13 protein-coding genes are annotated in these 16,627 nt (G+C 63.8%); 4 read left to right on the top strand and 9 right to left on the bottom strand.

The window, feature by feature from the left end; genetic code table 11:
* The first annotated feature begins 25 nt into the window (after positions 1-25).
* The 3 genes from GY725_01670 (at position 26) to GY725_01660 (ending at position 4,098) form a co-directional block, all read left to right on the top strand.
* Positions 26-1,060, top strand: a complete 1,035-nt coding sequence (locus GY725_01670; protein MCP4002881.1) for a hypothetical protein — start codon at positions 26-28, stop codon at positions 1,058-1,060.
* A gap of 549 nt (positions 1,061-1,609) precedes the next feature.
* Entirely contained in the window at positions 1,610-2,545 is a 936-nt protein-coding gene (locus GY725_01665; protein MCP4002880.1) for a response regulator transcription factor, read from the top strand.
* A 47-nt stretch (positions 2,546-2,592) separates the two neighbouring features.
* Positions 2,593-4,098: a histidine kinase gene (locus tag GY725_01660; protein ID MCP4002879.1), complete on the top strand. Its 1,506-nt coding sequence runs from the start codon at positions 2,593-2,595 to the stop codon at positions 4,096-4,098.
* 1 nt (position 4,099) lies between these two features.
* On the opposite strand, the gene GY725_01655 is transcribed toward GY725_01660, so the two are convergent.
* From GY725_01655 to GY725_01645, 3 genes are all read right to left on the bottom strand, one after another.
* Positions 4,100-5,311: a hypothetical protein gene (locus GY725_01655; GenBank protein ID MCP4002878.1), complete on the bottom strand. Its 1,212-nt coding sequence runs from the start codon at positions 5,309-5,311 to the stop codon at positions 4,100-4,102.
* Positions 5,304-6,548 carry a hypothetical protein gene (locus GY725_01650; protein ID MCP4002877.1) on the bottom strand — a complete coding sequence of 415 codons (1,245 nt, stop codon included), beginning with the start codon at positions 6,546-6,548 and terminating at the stop codon, positions 5,304-5,306. The genes GY725_01655 and GY725_01650 overlap by 8 nt, the downstream gene beginning before the upstream one ends.
* Before the next feature lie 187 nt (positions 6,549-6,735).
* Positions 6,736-7,095 (bottom strand): hypothetical protein, encoded by a 360-nt coding sequence (locus tag GY725_01645; GenBank protein MCP4002876.1) that lies wholly within the window; start codon positions 7,093-7,095, stop codon positions 6,736-6,738.
* An 11-nt stretch (positions 7,096-7,106) separates the two neighbouring features.
* Between GY725_01645 and GY725_01640 the strand changes: the two genes are divergently transcribed.
* Positions 7,107-7,874: a hypothetical protein gene (locus GY725_01640; GenBank protein MCP4002875.1), complete on the top strand. Its 768-nt coding sequence runs from the start codon at positions 7,107-7,109 to the stop codon at positions 7,872-7,874.
* 30 nt (positions 7,875-7,904) lie between these two features.
* Here GY725_01640 and GY725_01635 read toward each other — a convergent pair whose 3' ends face one another.
* The 6 genes from GY725_01635 to GY725_01610 form a co-directional block, all read right to left on the bottom strand.
* Entirely contained in the window at positions 7,905-9,485 is a 1,581-nt protein-coding gene (locus tag GY725_01635) for an AarF/ABC1/UbiB kinase family protein (protein ID MCP4002874.1), read from the bottom strand.
* Positions 9,460-9,969 (bottom strand): hypothetical protein, encoded by a 510-nt coding sequence (locus GY725_01630; protein ID MCP4002873.1) that lies wholly within the window; start codon positions 9,967-9,969, stop codon positions 9,460-9,462. Before GY725_01630 ends, GY725_01635 begins: the two co-directional genes overlap by 26 nt.
* A 21-nt stretch (positions 9,970-9,990) precedes the next feature.
* Positions 9,991-10,260 carry a hypothetical protein gene (locus GY725_01625; GenBank protein ID MCP4002872.1) on the bottom strand — a complete coding sequence of 90 codons (270 nt, stop codon included), beginning with the start codon at positions 10,258-10,260 and terminating at the stop codon, positions 9,991-9,993.
* 145 nt (positions 10,261-10,405) lie between these two features.
* Positions 10,406-13,783, bottom strand: coding sequence for an AAA family ATPase (locus GY725_01620; GenBank protein MCP4002871.1), 3,378 nt, complete (start codon positions 13,781-13,783; stop codon positions 10,406-10,408).
* A gap of 55 nt (positions 13,784-13,838) precedes the next feature.
* A complete protein-coding gene (locus GY725_01615) occupies positions 13,839-15,290 on the bottom strand; it encodes an amidase (protein ID MCP4002870.1) in 1,452 nt (483 codons plus the stop codon).
* 44 nt (positions 15,291-15,334) lie between these two features.
* On the bottom strand, positions 15,335-16,522 hold the full coding sequence (locus GY725_01610) for an amidohydrolase family protein (protein MCP4002869.1): 1,188 nt from the start codon (positions 16,520-16,522) through the stop codon (positions 15,335-15,337).
* Positions 16,523-16,627: the final 105 nt, after the last annotated feature.

Here is a 16,627-nt window from a genome sequence, read left to right as displayed (position 1 = left end):
ACTGTTGCGGAACCGGAGGCTGGATATGCGCTCGATATGGAGAATCGACGTTTGTTTGCGCGCCCTTTTCATTATCGGGTGCCTGGGTCTTGCCGCTGACTTGCGCGCCAACGAGATCTACGTCGAAAACACCGTAGACGAAACAACGGTGAACACCCTCTGCTCGCTTCGCGAGGCCTGGGAGAACGCCATAAATGACAATGCGGCTCATTCGGATTGCGAAACTGGAGCAGTTGGAGAGGATGAGATCGTGTTGCCCTCCGGTGCCACGATCACGCTCACAGCGCCCCTCTCCGTAGATTCGGAGCTTCTCATCGTCGGCAATGGCTCCACGATCACGAAGACTGGTGGGCTCCTCTTCGCGACGACCGGTTCGATCGGCACGCTCACTCTCCGCAACCTTACCCTGGACGGTGACGCTGGCATCTGCATCTCAGCTGTGACTGGAAACCAGGACTACGTGCTGGACCGAGTCACGCTGTTCAACTGCTTGCTGGGCGTGGCTGGGTCCGCGACGGCCGGAGTTGACGAGTATATCGACGTGCTATTGGTCAACTCCACGATCGATGGGAACGACGTCGCCGACGCACTTGGGATCTCCGTAACCGGCGATGGATTCACCGTGAACATCGTCAACTCGACGATTACGCGGAACAAAATCGGCGTGAGTGCTCCCACCGGTCCCAAGATCTCGATCGCCAATTCGTTGCTCGCCGGAAACGACATGAACTGTTCGAATTCCTCGGCGACCCTCTCCGGCGTCAACCTCTCCGACGACGCGACCTGCGGCCCGGCGAGTGCCAACCTCCTGGTCGTGGCCAACGCGTTGATCGGGCCCCTGGACGACAACGGCGGTCCGACGAAGACGCACGCACTGCTTTCCGGAAGCCCCGCGATCGACACCGCCGACGATGCGATCTGCGCAGCCGACCCAGTCAACGGTATCGACCAACGAGGAAGCGCCCGTCCCTTCGATGGCGACGAGGACGGCACGGCCCACTGCGACATCGGAGCGTTCGAACTCCTGATCGCGCCGCGCGCAGGCTGCGGAACACACTAGGGAACCTCTGCACAGGGAGGCTGCGGCTGCGAAGCGCGATGCATCCGCCTGCGCTGCGTCGCGCGACCCTCTGCAGATCTACGGATCTGCGATCGGATCACGCTTCTTGCTTAGGCAGCGACTCCCGCTTCTCGCTCGAATCCTCCCTGTGCAGAGATTCCCTAGAGGCCCGGCCGAAAACTCCGCCGTCGCGCTTCAATCTCCAGACCCCGGTCTTGGGAATGCGCGCCACCTTATTGCCACCTGCAGAAGGAAAAGATCCTTAGGCACTTTGCCCCGCTTGTGCTCGTGTCGGCATGCTGAAACGCAGCTTGATTCGCTATTGCGCCATCCTGTTGATGCGAAGGTGTGCGTCGATCCATGCCCAGCGCATTTGGCAGGAAAACCGGAAATCATCTGCCTCGCGGACTCACGCCCTGCGGCCTACGATCCGCATACCTGACGATCGACAGGCGGCGAAAACCCTGTCTTTCGACAGTCGCGGCATTCTCGTCTTCGGCAGTGCCGAACGATTCCCGTCCGGTACTCCGATTCGCCCCTCGAAGATCAATGCTTGAATCCAGGCGCGAGGCTCGTATCGCGCATCGTCCGCGATCGACCTGCTCAGCTTCTCCCCTCGCGCCCTCAACTCCGACTCGGGCAGACCACGAAACTCGGCCGAAACACCCTGTTGGCCGTCATAAACGCCGGCTCATCGCGTCAGCCCGGTCTCGCCGGAGCGCGGTCGGAGACGCCTCGCTACCCTCCGGCAGGAGGTGGGGCTTGGCGACAGTTCTAGTTGCGGACGATGACGCGCACATCCGGGAGGTCGTGCGCTTTGCGCTCGAGCGCGCGGGGCACGAGGTCCGCGAAGCGGCCGACGGGGCGGCGGCGCTGGTCGCCTTCGAGCGGGCGGAGCCCGATCTGATCGTGCTCGACATCGTCATGCCCGAGCAGGACGGACTCGAGGTCTGCCGCCGCGTCCGCGAGCGCAGCACCGTGCCGATCCTGTTCCTTTCGAGCCGCGACGAGGAACTCGATCGCGTGCTCGGCCTGGAGATGGGCGGGGACGATTACGTGACCAAGCCCTTCAGCCCACGCGAGCTGGTGGCCCGCGTCAAGGCCATGCTGCGCCGCGCCTCGGGAGAACGAGTGCTGTCAGCCAGCGACCCGACCAGCGCACGTACGGAATCGGGTACGCTCGCAAGGATCGAACGCGGGCCGCTTTGTCTGGACGTCGAGCGTCATCTGTGCAGCTGGAACGACGAGGAGATCCTGCTGACCGCGACAGAGTTCATGCTGCTGCGCTGCCTGCTGGCGGTTCCGCAGCGCGTCTACGGTCGAGACGAACTGGTCGAGCGTGCGTACGGCCACGGACATCACATCACCGACCGAACGGTCGATAGCCACGTTCGACGCATCCGGCGGAAGTTTGCAGCACTGGGAGTCGATCCCATCGAGACCGTATACGGTGTCGGCTACCGCGTGAAGGTCGAACCGGTGTGAGCTCGCGAGCCCGACCCACCATCCGGCACCTCCTGCTGGGTGTGAACGTGTTCATCCTGGCGGTCCCGCTGGCGGCCTTCTTGCTGCTGCCGCTGCTCGACTCTGTGCTGATCCGCCAGACCGAGCGACGCCTGATCGGCGAGGCGGTCGTGATCGGCGAGGCCTACCGGGAGAGCTGGCTGAAGCTGGGGGAGGACGAACGACTCGATCCTCCCGGCTTCCGGCCACCCGGCCGCGAAACAGAGCACTTCATCGCGATCGAGCCGATCCTCGACATGAGCTACGAGGCCCTTCCACCCGCACCGCCGCCGACCCGCTTCAATCAGCCGGGTGAACGCCGCGCCTTCCTGGCAGGACGCACACTCATTCCATTGCTCGAACGGGTACAGGTGTTCAACCTGTCAGGCATCCGCGTGACGAATGCCGATGGCTGTGTCGTCGCGAGCACGAGCGAGGAACTCGGCTGGTGCCTCGAGCAACTGGCCGAGGTCGAGGCCGCGCTCGCGGGTCGTTATGCGGCCCTGGTTCGCCAGCGCGTCAGCGACGAGCCCGCGCCGCCGCTCACCAGCATCCGGCGACGGGGCACGTTCCGCGTGTTCATAGCCTTGCCGATCTTCTCGGCAGGAGACGTGATCGGCGTGGTGCGGCTCTCGCGTACGGCGGTCTCGCCGCTCGAAGCACTGTATGCGCATCGCGGCAAGGTCGCCCTGCTCGGCCTCCTATCCCTGGTGCTCACACCGGCCGTCACGTATTTCCTATCACACCAGATCTCCAAGCCGGTACGGGCACTCACCGCCAACGCCAACACGCTTGCGCGGGACGAGCCGGCGCCGGAGTTCTCACCCAGCGCGTTCGCGCCTCGCGAGGTGGTCACGCTCGCGGACGCTCTGGAGCGCATGACGCGACAGCTCGGTGAACGCACCAGCTACATCCAGGAGTTCGCCAGCAACGTCAGCCATGAGCTCAAGACCCCGCTCACCGGTATCACTGGCGCGGTCGAGCTGCTGCAGGACCAGTTCGAGACGATGACGAGCCAGCAGCGCGAGCGCTTTCTCGACAACATCGCGGGTGACGCGGAGCGCATGGAGCGGCTCGTCACGGGGCTGCTGCAACTCGCGCGCATCCAGCCCGCCGAGGAGGACGCGATCGACATCGACCTCGAGACTTTTCTCGCCGGTCTGTGCGAGCGCTACGGGGAATCGATCCGGACACGGCTCGACGCCGACGTGCCGCCTCTGACAATGAACCCGGAACACCTGCAGATGGCTGTTGCAAACCTGATAGACAATGCGATCCGGCACGGGGGTGGTGCGCCCGTCGAGGTCAGCGTCGGCGCCGTCGGGTCGCGCGTCGCCATCCGCGTGCGCGACCACGGCCCCGGCATCAGCGAGGGCAACCTGCCGCACATCTTCGACCGCTTCTTCACGACCGAGCGCGAACGCACAGGGACGGGCCTGGGATTGCCCATCGTCAAGGCGGTCGCCGACACGCGCGGCGGCTCGGTCCGGGTCGACAGCAGCAGCGACGGGAGCACCTTCTTGCTGATCGTTTGAGCTACGGCTTGAAGTAGTGGCCATCCAGGTTCACCTCGTAGTCGAGCATCATGTGGGGGGCACCGGAGCTCACCAGGTACTGATGAAAGCTGAGCGTTCGCCCGGGCTCGGGGACCTTGTGGGTGAAGGACACACTCGGTGGCTTGCTCGCCGGAGCCAGACTGCCGCCGCTCCACTCGTAGTCGAACACGCCAGGAAGATGCGTCTGGAGCCACAGCTCGTTCGTGGGCCAGGAGACGGAGGGCAGCTCGAAGCTCAACGCGCCTGACAGATGGAATCCGATGTCGGTTTCGGAGACGAGCACGAGTTCGAGCTGCGCAGTCTGATCACCGGCACGTGTCGGCGCGACGTCGATCGTGAGGTCGCGGCCCTGCGCCTTCGCCGGGATCGCGACACCGTTGAGAAACGTGTGTGCGAGTTCCTGCTGCTCCGGAAGCTCGAAGGAGATCGACTTGCGCCCGGCGAAGCGCAGCCGGTACTTGATGCGCGTGATGCGACGGCCCTCCAGCGTCGAGACCATCGACGCGTACGCGTGCGGGATCGTCGACTCGACGGCGGGCCGCGCGGCGAGCGTCTTTGCCTTCGGCGTCTGTCGCGCCTGCCACGCCACGGAGAAACCGCCGGGCTTGCGCAGGATGCGGCGCCGCCCCTTGTCGTCGACCGCCTCGCTCTCGAGCCGGAACAGGTCCTCGTCGTACTCGAGCCCCAGCGTCGCGACGATGGCAGCGCCCGGATCGAGACTCGCCTTGCGCCGCGCATTCTCGCGCTCCGCACGTTCGAAAAGCTGGATCTTGAACTCGTGCGTTCCGGCCTTCTTCGTCAGGAAGTACAGCGTATCGCCTTCCGTCGCGAACGCGGCGTTCGCGACGGAAGGCAGGCGCGACACCTCTGTCGAGGCACCGAGCCTCAGGAGCGGCAGGCGCTCCCACTTGTCCGTGGGCAACACGGCAATCTCGAAACGGGCCGACACGTCGATCCCGTCGTCGAGCAGGCGTCCGAGCATGTCGATTCTGTGGATGGTGCTTGCCACCAGCGGCGCGGCATCCGCCCGCTTGCGGCTGTCTTCCTCGAGCCGGTAGAGACGCAGCAACTCCTCCACGGGCACCGTCGCCAGGGATGAAGTCTGCGGAGCGGGCTCGGGATCGGCAAACGCGAGCGCCCCGGGTGCGCAGAACAGCAGGACGGAGAGGCAGATTCGGATCGCGCTACACATGGGCATTCTCCTTGGCGTTGAGGTCTTGTTCGAGTCTCGCGAGGGCCGCGCGGAAACCAGGGCGGGTGGTCATGACCATGAGCAGCGCAATGCCGGCTAGGATTTCCAGCGCGTAGATCAGCCCGGTGTAGCGGCGCAGGATGACGGCGAGCGTCGGCACCACGAGCAGCGACACGACTAGAGCAATCAGCTGGGGCCGAGCCTCACGCGACAGCGCACTGCTGAGATATCCGACTAGCAAGACACCGATGATCCCGCAGCACAGCGCATACGCGGCGTAGAAGTGCATGTACGCCGCGAGGTAGGGCAATAGCACGTAGAAGAACGCGTAGCCCGCCGACGCGAGATACGCCTCGTAGCGCTGCAGTGGACGCTCGAGGAGGGTCGCCAGCATGATCAGCCCCGCAAAAAAGAGCAGCCACGTGCTCCAGCTGCGCCGGATCATAGTGAACATGATCGAGTCGAAGGAGCGTTCCGAAGGCACTATCACGCCGAAAGGGAAACCACCCTCGAGCGAAAGGAAGTCCCAGCGCAGCTTGACGCCCTCGTCGGTCGCCTTCGAAGAGGTGGCGGGAAACACACCAGGGCCGTAGTCGTAGTTCTTCCCACCGGCGATGTCGATCTCGAGCGCGAGATCGCGCACCGGAAGCTCCGGATCGACCACGTAGGTAAAGGCCTCGAGCCCGCGCCCGCGGAAACGGATCTCGAAGGACACCGATGCACCGGGATCGAGTCGACCGGTCCAGGTCAGCTTGTCCACCTTGTCTGCCAGGGGCAACTCGGCCGGGGCCGAGTTCACGAAGAACTGCAGGTCCGAAAGCATGCTCTGTCGCGCGACCTGCACTGGGAACACGAAGACCAGATCGATCGGATGCGCCTCCGGATTTGTCACAGTGTACGCGCCGTTGAAGTCGAACTCGAATCCGGAGAAGTACACTAGCCCGCGCTTCCGGTAGTTCATGGCGGCGTCCAGCTTCACGTGCTGGCGATCCAGCGGCAGGGACTCCAGCGAGTTGAAGACCGACCCGCTCTCCACGTAACGAACCGACGGCGCCGGTTGGACCACCGGCGCTCCCCAGCGATCCAACACGTCCTGGTGCAGGTCCGCGTTGGCAAAGCCCTGGCGATCCGCAATCTGCGCCGAGATCACGAACACCGCGACGAACCAGATCGCCGCGCTGCCCCAGAAGTAGTACCGGCCCGGTACGCCCAACAGCCCTCGTATCCCTCTGAACATGCGAACCTCCCGCAGCGTGTACGGGACCTCCGCCCGCGTTGATCCTCAGCATCGGACGCGGACAAGGCGTGGGAATGACGCGGGCGAGGCGGTCTTTGGGCAGAGCTGTGCAAGACCTGTGGCACTCGCAGATGCGCACTCTGCGCGCAGCTCTGCGATCTCGGGACCGGCCTTGGAGTTTGGCGACTCAGTCCGCGGTCGGCACCTGCTTGCCGCTCTCTTCCCGGGACGCCATCACCTCCGCGTGGAGATTGACGACTTCCTGCGGCGCCGGCGGCGAGGGCTCTTCGACGGAATCCTTCAGGTCTTCGTATTTGATCAGACCCATCTTCGTGTAGGCGTCCCGTATGCGCGGCGTCAGCAATCCCAATCGTTTCAGGTTCGGCACGATCTTCGAGAAGGTCATCTGGCGAAAACCGCGCATGAAGGGGGTTTCATTGCTCCACTTCGTCCATTCGTCGACTTCCCAGTCCAATCGTTCGAATACCTGGTGGAGCGAAAGAGCGACGGCAGGCGTGGTAGACTGCTCCCATGTCGAAAGTAGCATGTGCCAGATGGATGCTCGCTCTTGCCGGATGGTGCCTCTTCGGGGTGACACCGGTCCGGGCCGAACTGATCGAAGTGGACTTGCCCGGTGGCTCGCTCAATGAAGTCACACGCGACACCGAAACCGGATTGCGCTGGCTCGATCTGACTGTCACCCAGGGCAAGAGTTTCAACGAGGCCGGTGCCGCCGCTCTACTTGCGACCGGGCTGCACTGGCGACACGCCACCGGGCACGAGGTCTGCAACCTGTTCGCAACCTACGGGTTCGATGTCGGCTGCCGCGTTGATGATCCGGGCTCTCTTCAATCCGAGGCTGAATTAAGTATCACCTACCCCGGGTTTAGAGTTTCGGATTATCCCCCCGAATGGTTTGAATGGCTTGTTGAAGAAGACCCGACCGCTCTGCTTCGTGAACTCCTTGGAACGACCGACGCTCACGGCTATGACAGGGATTGGCCGAGCAGCGGTAGGCTTGTCACACAGGGCTTTTTCGATGGAGTAGACTGGAACCAAATGGCGGGCATCGCCCGGCTCCAATTCTGCAACGGTTATTATTTTGGATGTGATGGAACCCTGACGGGTTCGACTGCGGTTGTGTACGTCTGGGGGGAGGACGCTTCACGTGAGGGGTCTTGGGAAACCCACGGCAACTGGATGGTCCTCCCGGAGCCGAGTGGGATGGCGCTTGTCGCGCTCACTGCGTTGGCGCTCCTGCTGAAGAGATCTCCGGGCTCGGTGCGGGATACTCCGGCTCGGGCAACCCACAACTTCGGAAACTGAGGAGATCGGGTCTTCAGCCCGACGAGTGGCTCAGGCGGGGCGCCCGAAGAGCACCGTCGTGATCGGGCGGGTGTAGTCGATCGACGGTTGGTAGTGCTGGAACAACCCGCTCAGGGAAAGGAGCACCCGGGCGAGCATCACGAACTCGGGGGGTATGCGGATCACGGGGTCTTCGTGCGAACGGGCCATCGCTTCGCTGGCGCGCGCTACCGCGGCCTGTGGGTCCAGGCCGGCCGAGCCCTCTTCCGGATTCATCGCTTCGCGGAATTCGCTCAGCAATAGCTCGGCGAAGGCGTGGAGGGTTTCCGGCGCGCCGCTTCGTGTGGCAAAGCCGAGTTCATTCAGTATTTCGGCCACGCGTGCGCTGTCTCCCGCGAGGAAGGATCCCAGCAAGCCGAGATAGGCATCGCGCACCGGCGCTTCCAGGGTTCGCGTGCAACCGAAGTCGAGCAGCACCAGTCGATCGTCGTCGGTAACCAGGAAGTTTCCGGGATGGGGATCCGCCTGGAAGACACCCGCGACCAGGATCTGGCGCACATAGGCTTCCAGGAGCAAGGACAGGATTCCATCGAGCCGGCCCCCTGCGGTCGCATCTCCGGCATCGCGCTGCTCCAGCAGCTCGTCGAGCACCACGGTGATCTTGCGCCCCTCGATGAACTGACTCACGAGCACGTTGCGCCCGCAGAGTTCGGGGAGCGAACGCGGAACCGCGATGTCGTCGCGGTCTTCAAAGAAATTCGCGAGTCGCTCCATCATCGAGACCTCGGCGCGGTAGTTCAGCTCCTGACGAAGCATCGATCGCAACTCGGCCACGATGGTCGGATAGTCGGCCGGCGGGAACATCGCCTTCACCGATTCCAGAAACAGTTCCATCAAGTCGAGATCGAGCTCTATCCAGCGATGGATGTCGGGTCGCATGACCTTCACAGCCACGGTGACACCGTCGTGCGTGATCGCTCGGTGAACCTGGCCGATGCTCGCGGCCGCGACGGGTGTGACTTCGAAATCGCGAAACAGGTCTTCGAGCGGCGCGCCCAGATCTTCCTCGACGCGCTGGCGAACGGCCGGAAAGGCTACAGCCGGAGCGGCGTCCTGTAACTTCGAAAGTTCTGCGATCCACGACCCGGGAAGCAGGTCGGGCCGGGTCGAGAGCAACTGGCCTACCTTCAACACACCGCCGCCCTGCCGGGCGCTGGTCGCGGCGAAACGCCGGGCGTTGCGTGCGTGAATCTTCTCGAGCGAGGCACGCGCTGCCTGCTCGGTAAGGAAGGCCGCGCGGGTCGGATGCAGCCGATAGCTCGCAGCCATCCGGCCTAGCATCCAGCCGGTCGTGCCCAGGCGCTCGATCCGACTCGGCCAGCTGGCGAGTTCACTGCCCAGCTCGCGCACATCCCCTTCCAGCCTTTGCCAGTCCCGGCCGAGGTCTTCCCATAGCTCGCTCGCCTGCTCGGCCGTAGAAGTCGCAATACCGCGCAGATCCCAGGCCGTTCGCTCGATCGCGTCGACGGTGGCGTCGATCAGCGAGAGCCACGACGGAAGCTCGATCTGTACCTGTTCCCCGACATTCCCGGTCTCGTTTTCCATGTTAGTCAGTTTCAGAACCTCTCTCATCGGAACTCTCGTCAGAGCTTTCCGGTTCGCTGCCCAGATCCTCGATCGCTTTGGTGCAAAGCCACGCACGGGGCTGTCCGGGGTCATCGGAAAGACCCATGTACGCGCGCAGTCCGCGTTCCAGTTCCACGCCACACTTCGAACAGGGAACCGCCTGATTGAGTACGACTTCGTTCCAGGCCTGCACGTGCGAAAGCTGTTCCCGTTGAGCAGGAAGCGGATCCCGACAAAGAGTTCGCGAACGCCGTGCGGTTTCGCCGATGCGGCGCGCGTCGCGGCCCACCTGCTGAGCCAGTTCGACGGAGTCGCTCACGATCTGATCGACGTTGGCGACCACACCGTCGACCAGATCGAACGTGTCCTCGAGGATGTTCCGGATGATATGCGAGACCGTGGTGCGACGACGCTGCGCCTCTTCTTTGAGTGTGGTCTCGAGCTTCTCCGGCACTCGCGTCTGGATCAGCCGATCCTTGCGCTCGCTCATGCCCGCCTCCCGAATCGCATGTCAGACCTCTTCGCCGCGCCTCGGTACCCCTAGATTCAGCACCAACTCGCTGACCCGCTTGTTGACCTCACGGATCACGTCGTACACCGCTCCGATGGTCCGATCCTGGATCTCGCGGGCCCCGGCCGCGGCTTCTGCGAGCAAGCCGTTTCGTTCGAGCACGTCGAGCGGTAGATCCGCGATCGCTTTGTGGATCTCCTCCACATTGCTCGCGCCCCGGTCAATTGCATCTCGGATCCATCCGGTCAGGGTCTCGTCTCGCTTCGACATCGAATTCTCCTTTGATTCCGGGATGTTCCAGACTTCTACTGCGCTGGCACACGCCCGATGATTTGTAATACGATATATGACATACGAAGTAATACGACACGAGTCGGAGCCTGGCAAGGCCACCGGATGACAACCTCCGAACTCTCTAGCGGAGGTCGGTGTTCTTCAGCCGCTCGATGTGGCCGGTCGCACCCCTACCCTCATACATTTCGAGGGCGAGCTGCAACTGCCGGTCGCGCTCCGCCGTATCGCCCTTGGCGGCCGCGAGTTCAGCACGCCGCTCGTGCAACATGGGCCGGGCCGAATGAAAGCCACTCTCTTCGATGAGTTCATGCGCTCGCGAAAGGGCGCGCTCGGCCTCCGCTGCCCCGGCGGCGCCATTCCGCGCCAGGGCGTTCGCCGCCACGCGTCCCTGCAGGTTGGCCTCGCCGGTCTTCAGCCCATTCGCCTGCGCGAAGGCCAGGGCTTCCCGAGTGACCTGGTCCGCACGTTCGAGTTCACCGAGTTCGAGCCAGGCCTCCGCAAGATCTGCGGCGGCGATGCTTTCAATCTGACGAAATACACCCTGCTCGCGGTGAATCGCAAGGGCTCGTTCGAGCGGCGCAAGCGCCTCTCTGGCGCGACCCTGCCGCAACAGGCTCTCGCCCAGGGTTCCGAGCCCGGTCACAAGCGGACTCGAGTTCCCGGTGGCCTCGCCGAATTCGATGCACTGCACTCCCAGCCGCTCAGCCTCGGCCAGGTCGCCCATACGTAGCGCAATGAAAGCCGCAGTGGTGAAGACGTACCCCTTCGTCTCCGGTCGTTTGTCTGCCAACCGCCTGAACTGGGTCTGCGCGGCGCGAGCTTCTGCCAGCCTTCCGGCCAGCAAGAGCGCAGTCGTTCGCATGAAGACAAAGGCCGATTCCGGGTGAAAGCCCCCTAACAGTCTCTCGTTGGGCGCGGCCGGTTCGGCACGCTGCAGGTCGAGGGCCTCGTCGGCAGTCTCGATTGCGCGGCCGACGTCACATACGAGGTACAGCGTGCAGGCCACGAAGCGCGCTGCGAGCCGTTCGCTGACTTCGCCCAGACCGTCGGCCAAAGCCACGGCTTCGGGCAGAACCTTGCGCGCTTCGAGAGCGTTCCCGGTTGCGTAGAGCCGGTAGAGTCCATAGCTGCTCAGGATCTGAATGTGGCCCAGATCGCTTCCAGTGCGCTTCACAATCGCCTTGCACTCGTGGAAGAGCGCTTCGATCTCCTCTTCGGGCCGAGCCAGGCGCGCACCCACAAGGAACATCTGCACGCGCGAAAGGGTGCCGAGCTGTTCAGCCTCGGCGTTGTCGGGAAGCTCATCGGTCAGCTCGCGCACTCGGCCCCAGTGCCGATAGACTTCACCCACCTGCATCATCCCCGCCCGTTCCGCCGCCACGCGATGCCAGCGCGCCGCCGGCAGGTTTTCACCGGCTTCCTCGTAGTGATGGGCCAGAAGTGCGGCCGACTCGTCTACGGGCACGGTCGCGGTTTCTTCGATCGCACCCGCAACCGCAGCGTGGGTCTTTCGGCGATTTTCACCCAGCTGTGAGTGGTAGGCCACGTCCTGCGTAAGCGGGTGCTTGAAGCCGTACTCGACCTCCGGATAGATCTGTCGTTCGTGTATGAACTCGGCGCCCTTGAGGCCGCGCAGGGCGGCGTCGAGTTCCGCGGCATCGAGCTCGCAAATCCGGTTCAGCACTCCACGCGAGAACTCCGTCCCGATCACGGCGGCGCTCTGGAGCACGCGCTTCTCGCGTTCGTCGATGCGATCGATGCGTGCGGCCAGTAGCGTCTCGACCCGCTCGGGGAGCGCAATCTCGTCTACGGATGTGACGAGCTCGTAGCTTCCACGCTCGCCAGCGAGGTTTCCGGCATCCGCCAGCGACTGCACCATCTCTTCGATGAAGAAGGGATTGCCGGCCGCGCGCTGCTGGATGCGCTGGGGCAGATCGCCTAGCGACGAGTTCGTGCCCAGGAGATGGACCAACAGATCGCGCATGGCTTCGGGCCCGAGCGGAAGCAGCGGAAGCTGTCGGTAGTACGATCTGCCGCCCCACGGCACCTCGTACTCCGGGCGGAAGTTCACGAGCACCAGGCTTTGGGTTCCCGGGATGGCGTCGATCATCTGCTCGAGAAATCTCTCGCTGGCCTCGTCGATCCAGTGCAGGTCCTCGATCAGGAACACCCCCGGCTCTTCGCGACCCCGCGCGTGCAACAACTGCTGGAGCAGACCCTGAACGCGATGCTGGCGCTCCCCGGGTTCGAGTGCGGGGGCGGGACGCTTCGGGTCGGTCACGCCCAGGTAGTCGAAGAGCAGGGGCAGGTCGGCCTGTAGACTCTCGTCGCGCAGCACGACCGCGCCGGCGATCTTCTGGCGCGCCTCGGCATCGCTGTCGCGCGCGTCGATGCCGAAGACGCTGCGGAGCAGCTGCAACACCGGAAGCAGGGGAATGTTCTTGCCGTGCGAAATACCCTGGGCCTCGCGCACGGTGATCCCGCGGGCGCGACAGCGGTCGGTAAACTCCAGGCAGATGCGGCTCTTGCCCACTCCCGCGTCGGCGACGAGGCCGACGACTTGCCCGTGGCCCTCGAGGGTCTGCTCGAGCGCGGCTTCGAGCGTGGCGAGGTCATCGGCGCGACCGACGAAGCGCGAGAACCCGCGCGCACGCGACAGGTCGAGCCGCGTGTGAACGCTCCCCACGCCGTCGAGCGCGAACACGTGCATGGGCGTCTGCACTCCTTTGACCTTGAACTCTCCCAGGTCGGCCAGCTCGAACCAGCCCTCGGCCAGACTCGCCGTCGACGCCGTCAGATAGGGTCGGCCGGTCTCGGCCAGCGTTTCCATGCGCTGTGCGAGGCCTACGGTTTCGCCCTGCGCGGTGTAGTCCATGCGCAGGTCGTCGCCGATCCTGCCCACGACCACGTCGCCGGAGTTGAGACCGATGCGCATCTGGAAGTCGAGACCGTGCTCGCGACGCAGCTCCTGCGCGAACTCCGCGACGGACTCGCAGAGGTGGAGCGCGGTGTAGCATGCGCGCTGTACGTGATCTTCGTGTGCGATCGGCGCACCGAAGAGCGCCATGATGCCGTCGCCGGTGTATTGGTTGATCGTGCCCTCGAAGCGGTGCACACCATCGGCCAGAAGCTGGAAGAAGCGGTCGAGAATTGCGTGCCAGTCCTCTGCTCCGACCTGTGACGCCAGCTCCATGGAGTTGCGGATGTCGGCAAAGAGCACGGTCACCTGCTTGCGCTCGCCCTCCAGTGCCGAGCGCGAGCGAAGAATCCGCTCGGCCAGGTGCTGCGGGGTATAGGAGCGCGGATCGCGTGGAAGCACTGCGGGGCCTGAAGCGCCCGGGGCCGGCGTCGAAACGGGGTGCGCGCACTGCGGACAGAAACGCGCCGAAGCTGGAAGCTCGGTCCCGCACTCGTCGCAGCTGCTGGTGAACGACGCCGCGCAGTTCATACAGAAACGCGCGTTGTCCGGACTCTCCTGATCGCAAAAAGGGCAGCGCATGCCTCAGCCTACCACGCGATCCGCCACCCTTTTGGCCGTCCGATATGCCCCGTTGCTAAGCGTAGTTCGGAGGAGGTGCGAAGCCGCCGATCTCCTTAGCCACCAGCCGCGTGAAGTCGATCGTGCGCCGGTCGTCGTACTCGGCCCCGACGGCCTGCAGACCGATCGGCAATCCGTCCAGTGAGAGTCCGGTCGGGAACACGGTGCTCGGCAGATACGGCGCGACGACGATTCCCGCCCAGAAAAGCTGTTTGAAATAGGGCTGCTCCTCGTTGGAGACCTTGAGCGTGCGCTGCATCATGGGGCTGTGATCGTGCTCGAAGGCGACCGTCGCGGTCTGCGGGCAGATCAGGATGTCCCATTCGTCGAAGAACGCCCGCCACGCCATGCGCAGTAATTCGCGGGCGTTGTGGGCGCGCAGCCAATCGGCGTGACTCAAGACGGAAGCGCGCGCCATGACGGCTTCGTCGGACTGGTCGTTGGGGTCGGTCTGCGCCGCGAGTTGCTTCGCCGCTTCGTACACCTCTGGTGGCACGCCCGCGCCCATGATCGAGTTGAGCAGGCTCAGGTAGGTCGTGTGTGCGCCGCGGAAGTCTATTTCGGGACGGGCCGTGTCCGACACGGTCGCCCCCTGCTTTGCGAGCATCTCGGCGATGCCACTGACCCGGTCCGCGATCTCGGTGTCGACCGGCGCAAGATCGTCTGTCGCCCAGATCGCGACCTTGAACTCACCAAGTGATTTCCTGTTCGGTTCGGGCAGGCGGAGTTCCCAGCCGGGTCGATCGAGCGGTTGCGCGCCCGCCGCCACGTCCATGGCGAGTCGCAGATCCTCGGCCTTGCGCGCGAGGGGACCGCAGACCGCAATATCGGGTCCCGCGACCATTCCGGGCAACTCGTGCCCCTGTGGCGGAAACACGCCCCAAGTTGGTTTGTGTCCGTAAACGCCGCAGTAGTGCGCGGGGTTGCGAATCGAGCCGCCGATGTCGGAGCCGCACTCGAGCCCGGTCAGGCCCGCCGCTAGCGCCGCTGCCGATCCGCCCGAAGATCCACCCGGAATGCGCGACAGGTTCCAGGGATTGTTCGTGGTTCCGTAGATATCGTTGTAGCTCTGGAAGTCGGCGAGGTTCAGCGGGACGTTAGTCTTCCCCATGAACAGCGCGCCGGCGTTCTTGAACTCGATCACGGCCTGCGCGTCGCTGGTCGCGATGTAGTCCTTGAGCATGGGCAGGCCCCAGGTCGTGGGCAACCCGGTGATGTTATAGGCCTCTTTGATCGTCATGGGCACGCCGTGAAGCGGTCCGATCACAGTCCCCTTCGACAGCGCGACATCGGCCTCGTCCGCCGCCGAACGAGCGCGCTCAAAGTCGCGCACGACCACCGCGTTCAGATCACCGTCGAGAATTTCGATTCGGGAGATGTAGTGCTCGGTCAGCTCGCGAGAGCTGATCTCCTTATTGCGAATCTTCTCGGCCAGTTCTCCAGCGCCCGCGAAACTCAGATCGTCCATGAATCGTCCTCCGTGGCTCTCAGAATATCACCCACGACGGAGTACTACAGCCCGAGCAAGGACTCGTAGTTCTTGCTGTAGAAGTGATCGAGTTCTTCCGACGTGGCATCGACGGCGTTCAGGCTGCGCTCGAAGTCGCCAAACGGGTCGCGCCCGCCTTCTGGATGCGGATAATCGGTATTGAACATGAGAATGTCCTTGCCGACGTTGCGCAGGACCCAACCGGCGTTCTCCGTGTGAAGGGGTGCAACCCGAACCTGACGCTGGAAGTATTCCGATGGCTTGAGGGAGAGCTTCTTCAAACCCATGTCGAACTTGCCGAGGAGCGACACGCCCATGTCGAGATTCATGAGACATGCGGGAAGCCAGTTGGAACCGAGTTCGACCAGGCCGATCTTGAGCCTCGGAAAGCGTTCGAGCACACCGTCGTAGATCATGCAGGTCAGCCAGCGCTCGATCGCGTGATGCAGCACGGGCAGGTCCTTCGGTTTGGTGGTCTCGATGTTCACGATCCGGTCCGCAAGAACACGCTCGACCCCGGTGTTCATGTAGTCCCTCGGCATGTTCCGGCCGCTGCCAATGTGGAGCGTGATCGGCACACCCGCTTCCTCCAGCATGGCCCAGAGGGGATCGTAGGCGATGTGAGAAGGTGCGCGCCCCTCCACCGCATCCGACCCGATCCATACAGCCTTGATACCCCCATCGAGAGCGAGCTTCAGGCTCGCGCGCGCGCGCTCGGGGTCCGCGAGGGGCAGGAACCCGACCGGATGTAGGCGCGAATCGCCTGAACAGAAGTCTGCCATTCCCCGGCTCAGCGCGTCGCAGCCGCCATAAACAACATCGATGTCCTTGGAGGGGAGGAACCGAGACAGGGAGATGAGCGGGAAGACGAGCTGAGCCCCGAGGCCGACGATATCGAGCAATTCGCTGCGCTCGGCCTTGTCGCTCGCTCCGAAGGCTGCCCACTGATTGAGCTTCTTGCGGTTCCCAAAGAGATCCGCTTTCAATTCCTCGGTCAGCTCGGGGTCCTCGCCATCGAGACGCTTCCTGGCCTGGTCCATTAGAGACCGCAACGCCGGCATGTCGGAGGGGAACATCCCCTTGAGCAGATTGCTCTTCACATAGTCGGATGCGTAGCTTTCCAGCCAACCCCCGAATTCCGTGATGTGGCCATCTGCGTCGTGGATGACGCGACCGTCTCTGTGGGATTGGGATGTGGATGGAATGGACATTCGACCTCGATTTGAACCGCCCCGGTTTCTCCGGAGACTCGTTTAGTTGAGTCCAGCCACCGTGGCCAGACTTTCTTGCTTCTCATAGTAAACCTGTTCGAGTTC

Source organism: bacterium (assembly GCA_024226335.1).
Taxonomy (GTDB): domain Bacteria; phylum Myxococcota_A; class UBA9160; order SZUA-336; family SZUA-336; genus JAAELY01.
Note: the sequence above shows the minus strand (reverse complement) of the source record. Positions and strands in the feature narration are given on the sequence as shown.

Bases quoted from the DNA above. Each gene is read 5' to 3' on its own strand.
- GY725_01670 (MCP4002881.1), top strand. From the start codon at position 26: ATGCGCTCGATATGGAGAATCGACGTTTGTTTGCGCGCCCTTTTCATT.
- GY725_01665 (MCP4002880.1), top strand. From the start codon at position 1,610: ATGCTTGAATCCAGGCGCGAGGCTCGTATCGCGCATCGTCCGCGATCG.
- GY725_01655 (MCP4002878.1), bottom strand. From the start codon at position 5,311: ATGTGTAGCGCGATCCGAATCTGCCTCTCCGTCCTGCTGTTCTGCGCA.
- GY725_01650 (MCP4002877.1), bottom strand. From the start codon at position 6,548: ATGTTCAGAGGGATACGAGGGCTGTTGGGCGTACCGGGCCGGTACTAC.
- GY725_01645 (MCP4002876.1), bottom strand. From the start codon at position 7,095: ATGCTACTTTCGACATGGGAGCAGTCTACCACGCCTGCCGTCGCTCTT.
- GY725_01640 (MCP4002875.1), top strand. From the start codon at position 7,107: ATGCTCGCTCTTGCCGGATGGTGCCTCTTCGGGGTGACACCGGTCCGG.
- GY725_01635 (MCP4002874.1), bottom strand. From the start codon at position 9,485: ATGAGAGAGGTTCTGAAACTGACTAACATGGAAAACGAGACCGGGAAT.
- GY725_01630 (MCP4002873.1), bottom strand. From the start codon at position 9,969: ATGAGCGAGCGCAAGGATCGGCTGATCCAGACGCGAGTGCCGGAGAAG.
- GY725_01625 (MCP4002872.1), bottom strand. From the start codon at position 10,260: ATGTCGAAGCGAGACGAGACCCTGACCGGATGGATCCGAGATGCAATT.
- GY725_01620 (MCP4002871.1), bottom strand. From the start codon at position 13,783: ATGCGCTGCCCTTTTTGCGATCAGGAGAGTCCGGACAACGCGCGTTTC.
- GY725_01615 (MCP4002870.1), bottom strand. From the start codon at position 15,290: ATGGACGATCTGAGTTTCGCGGGCGCTGGAGAACTGGCCGAGAAGATT.
- GY725_01610 (MCP4002869.1), bottom strand. From the start codon at position 16,522: ATGTCCATTCCATCCACATCCCAATCCCACAGAGACGGTCGCGTCATC.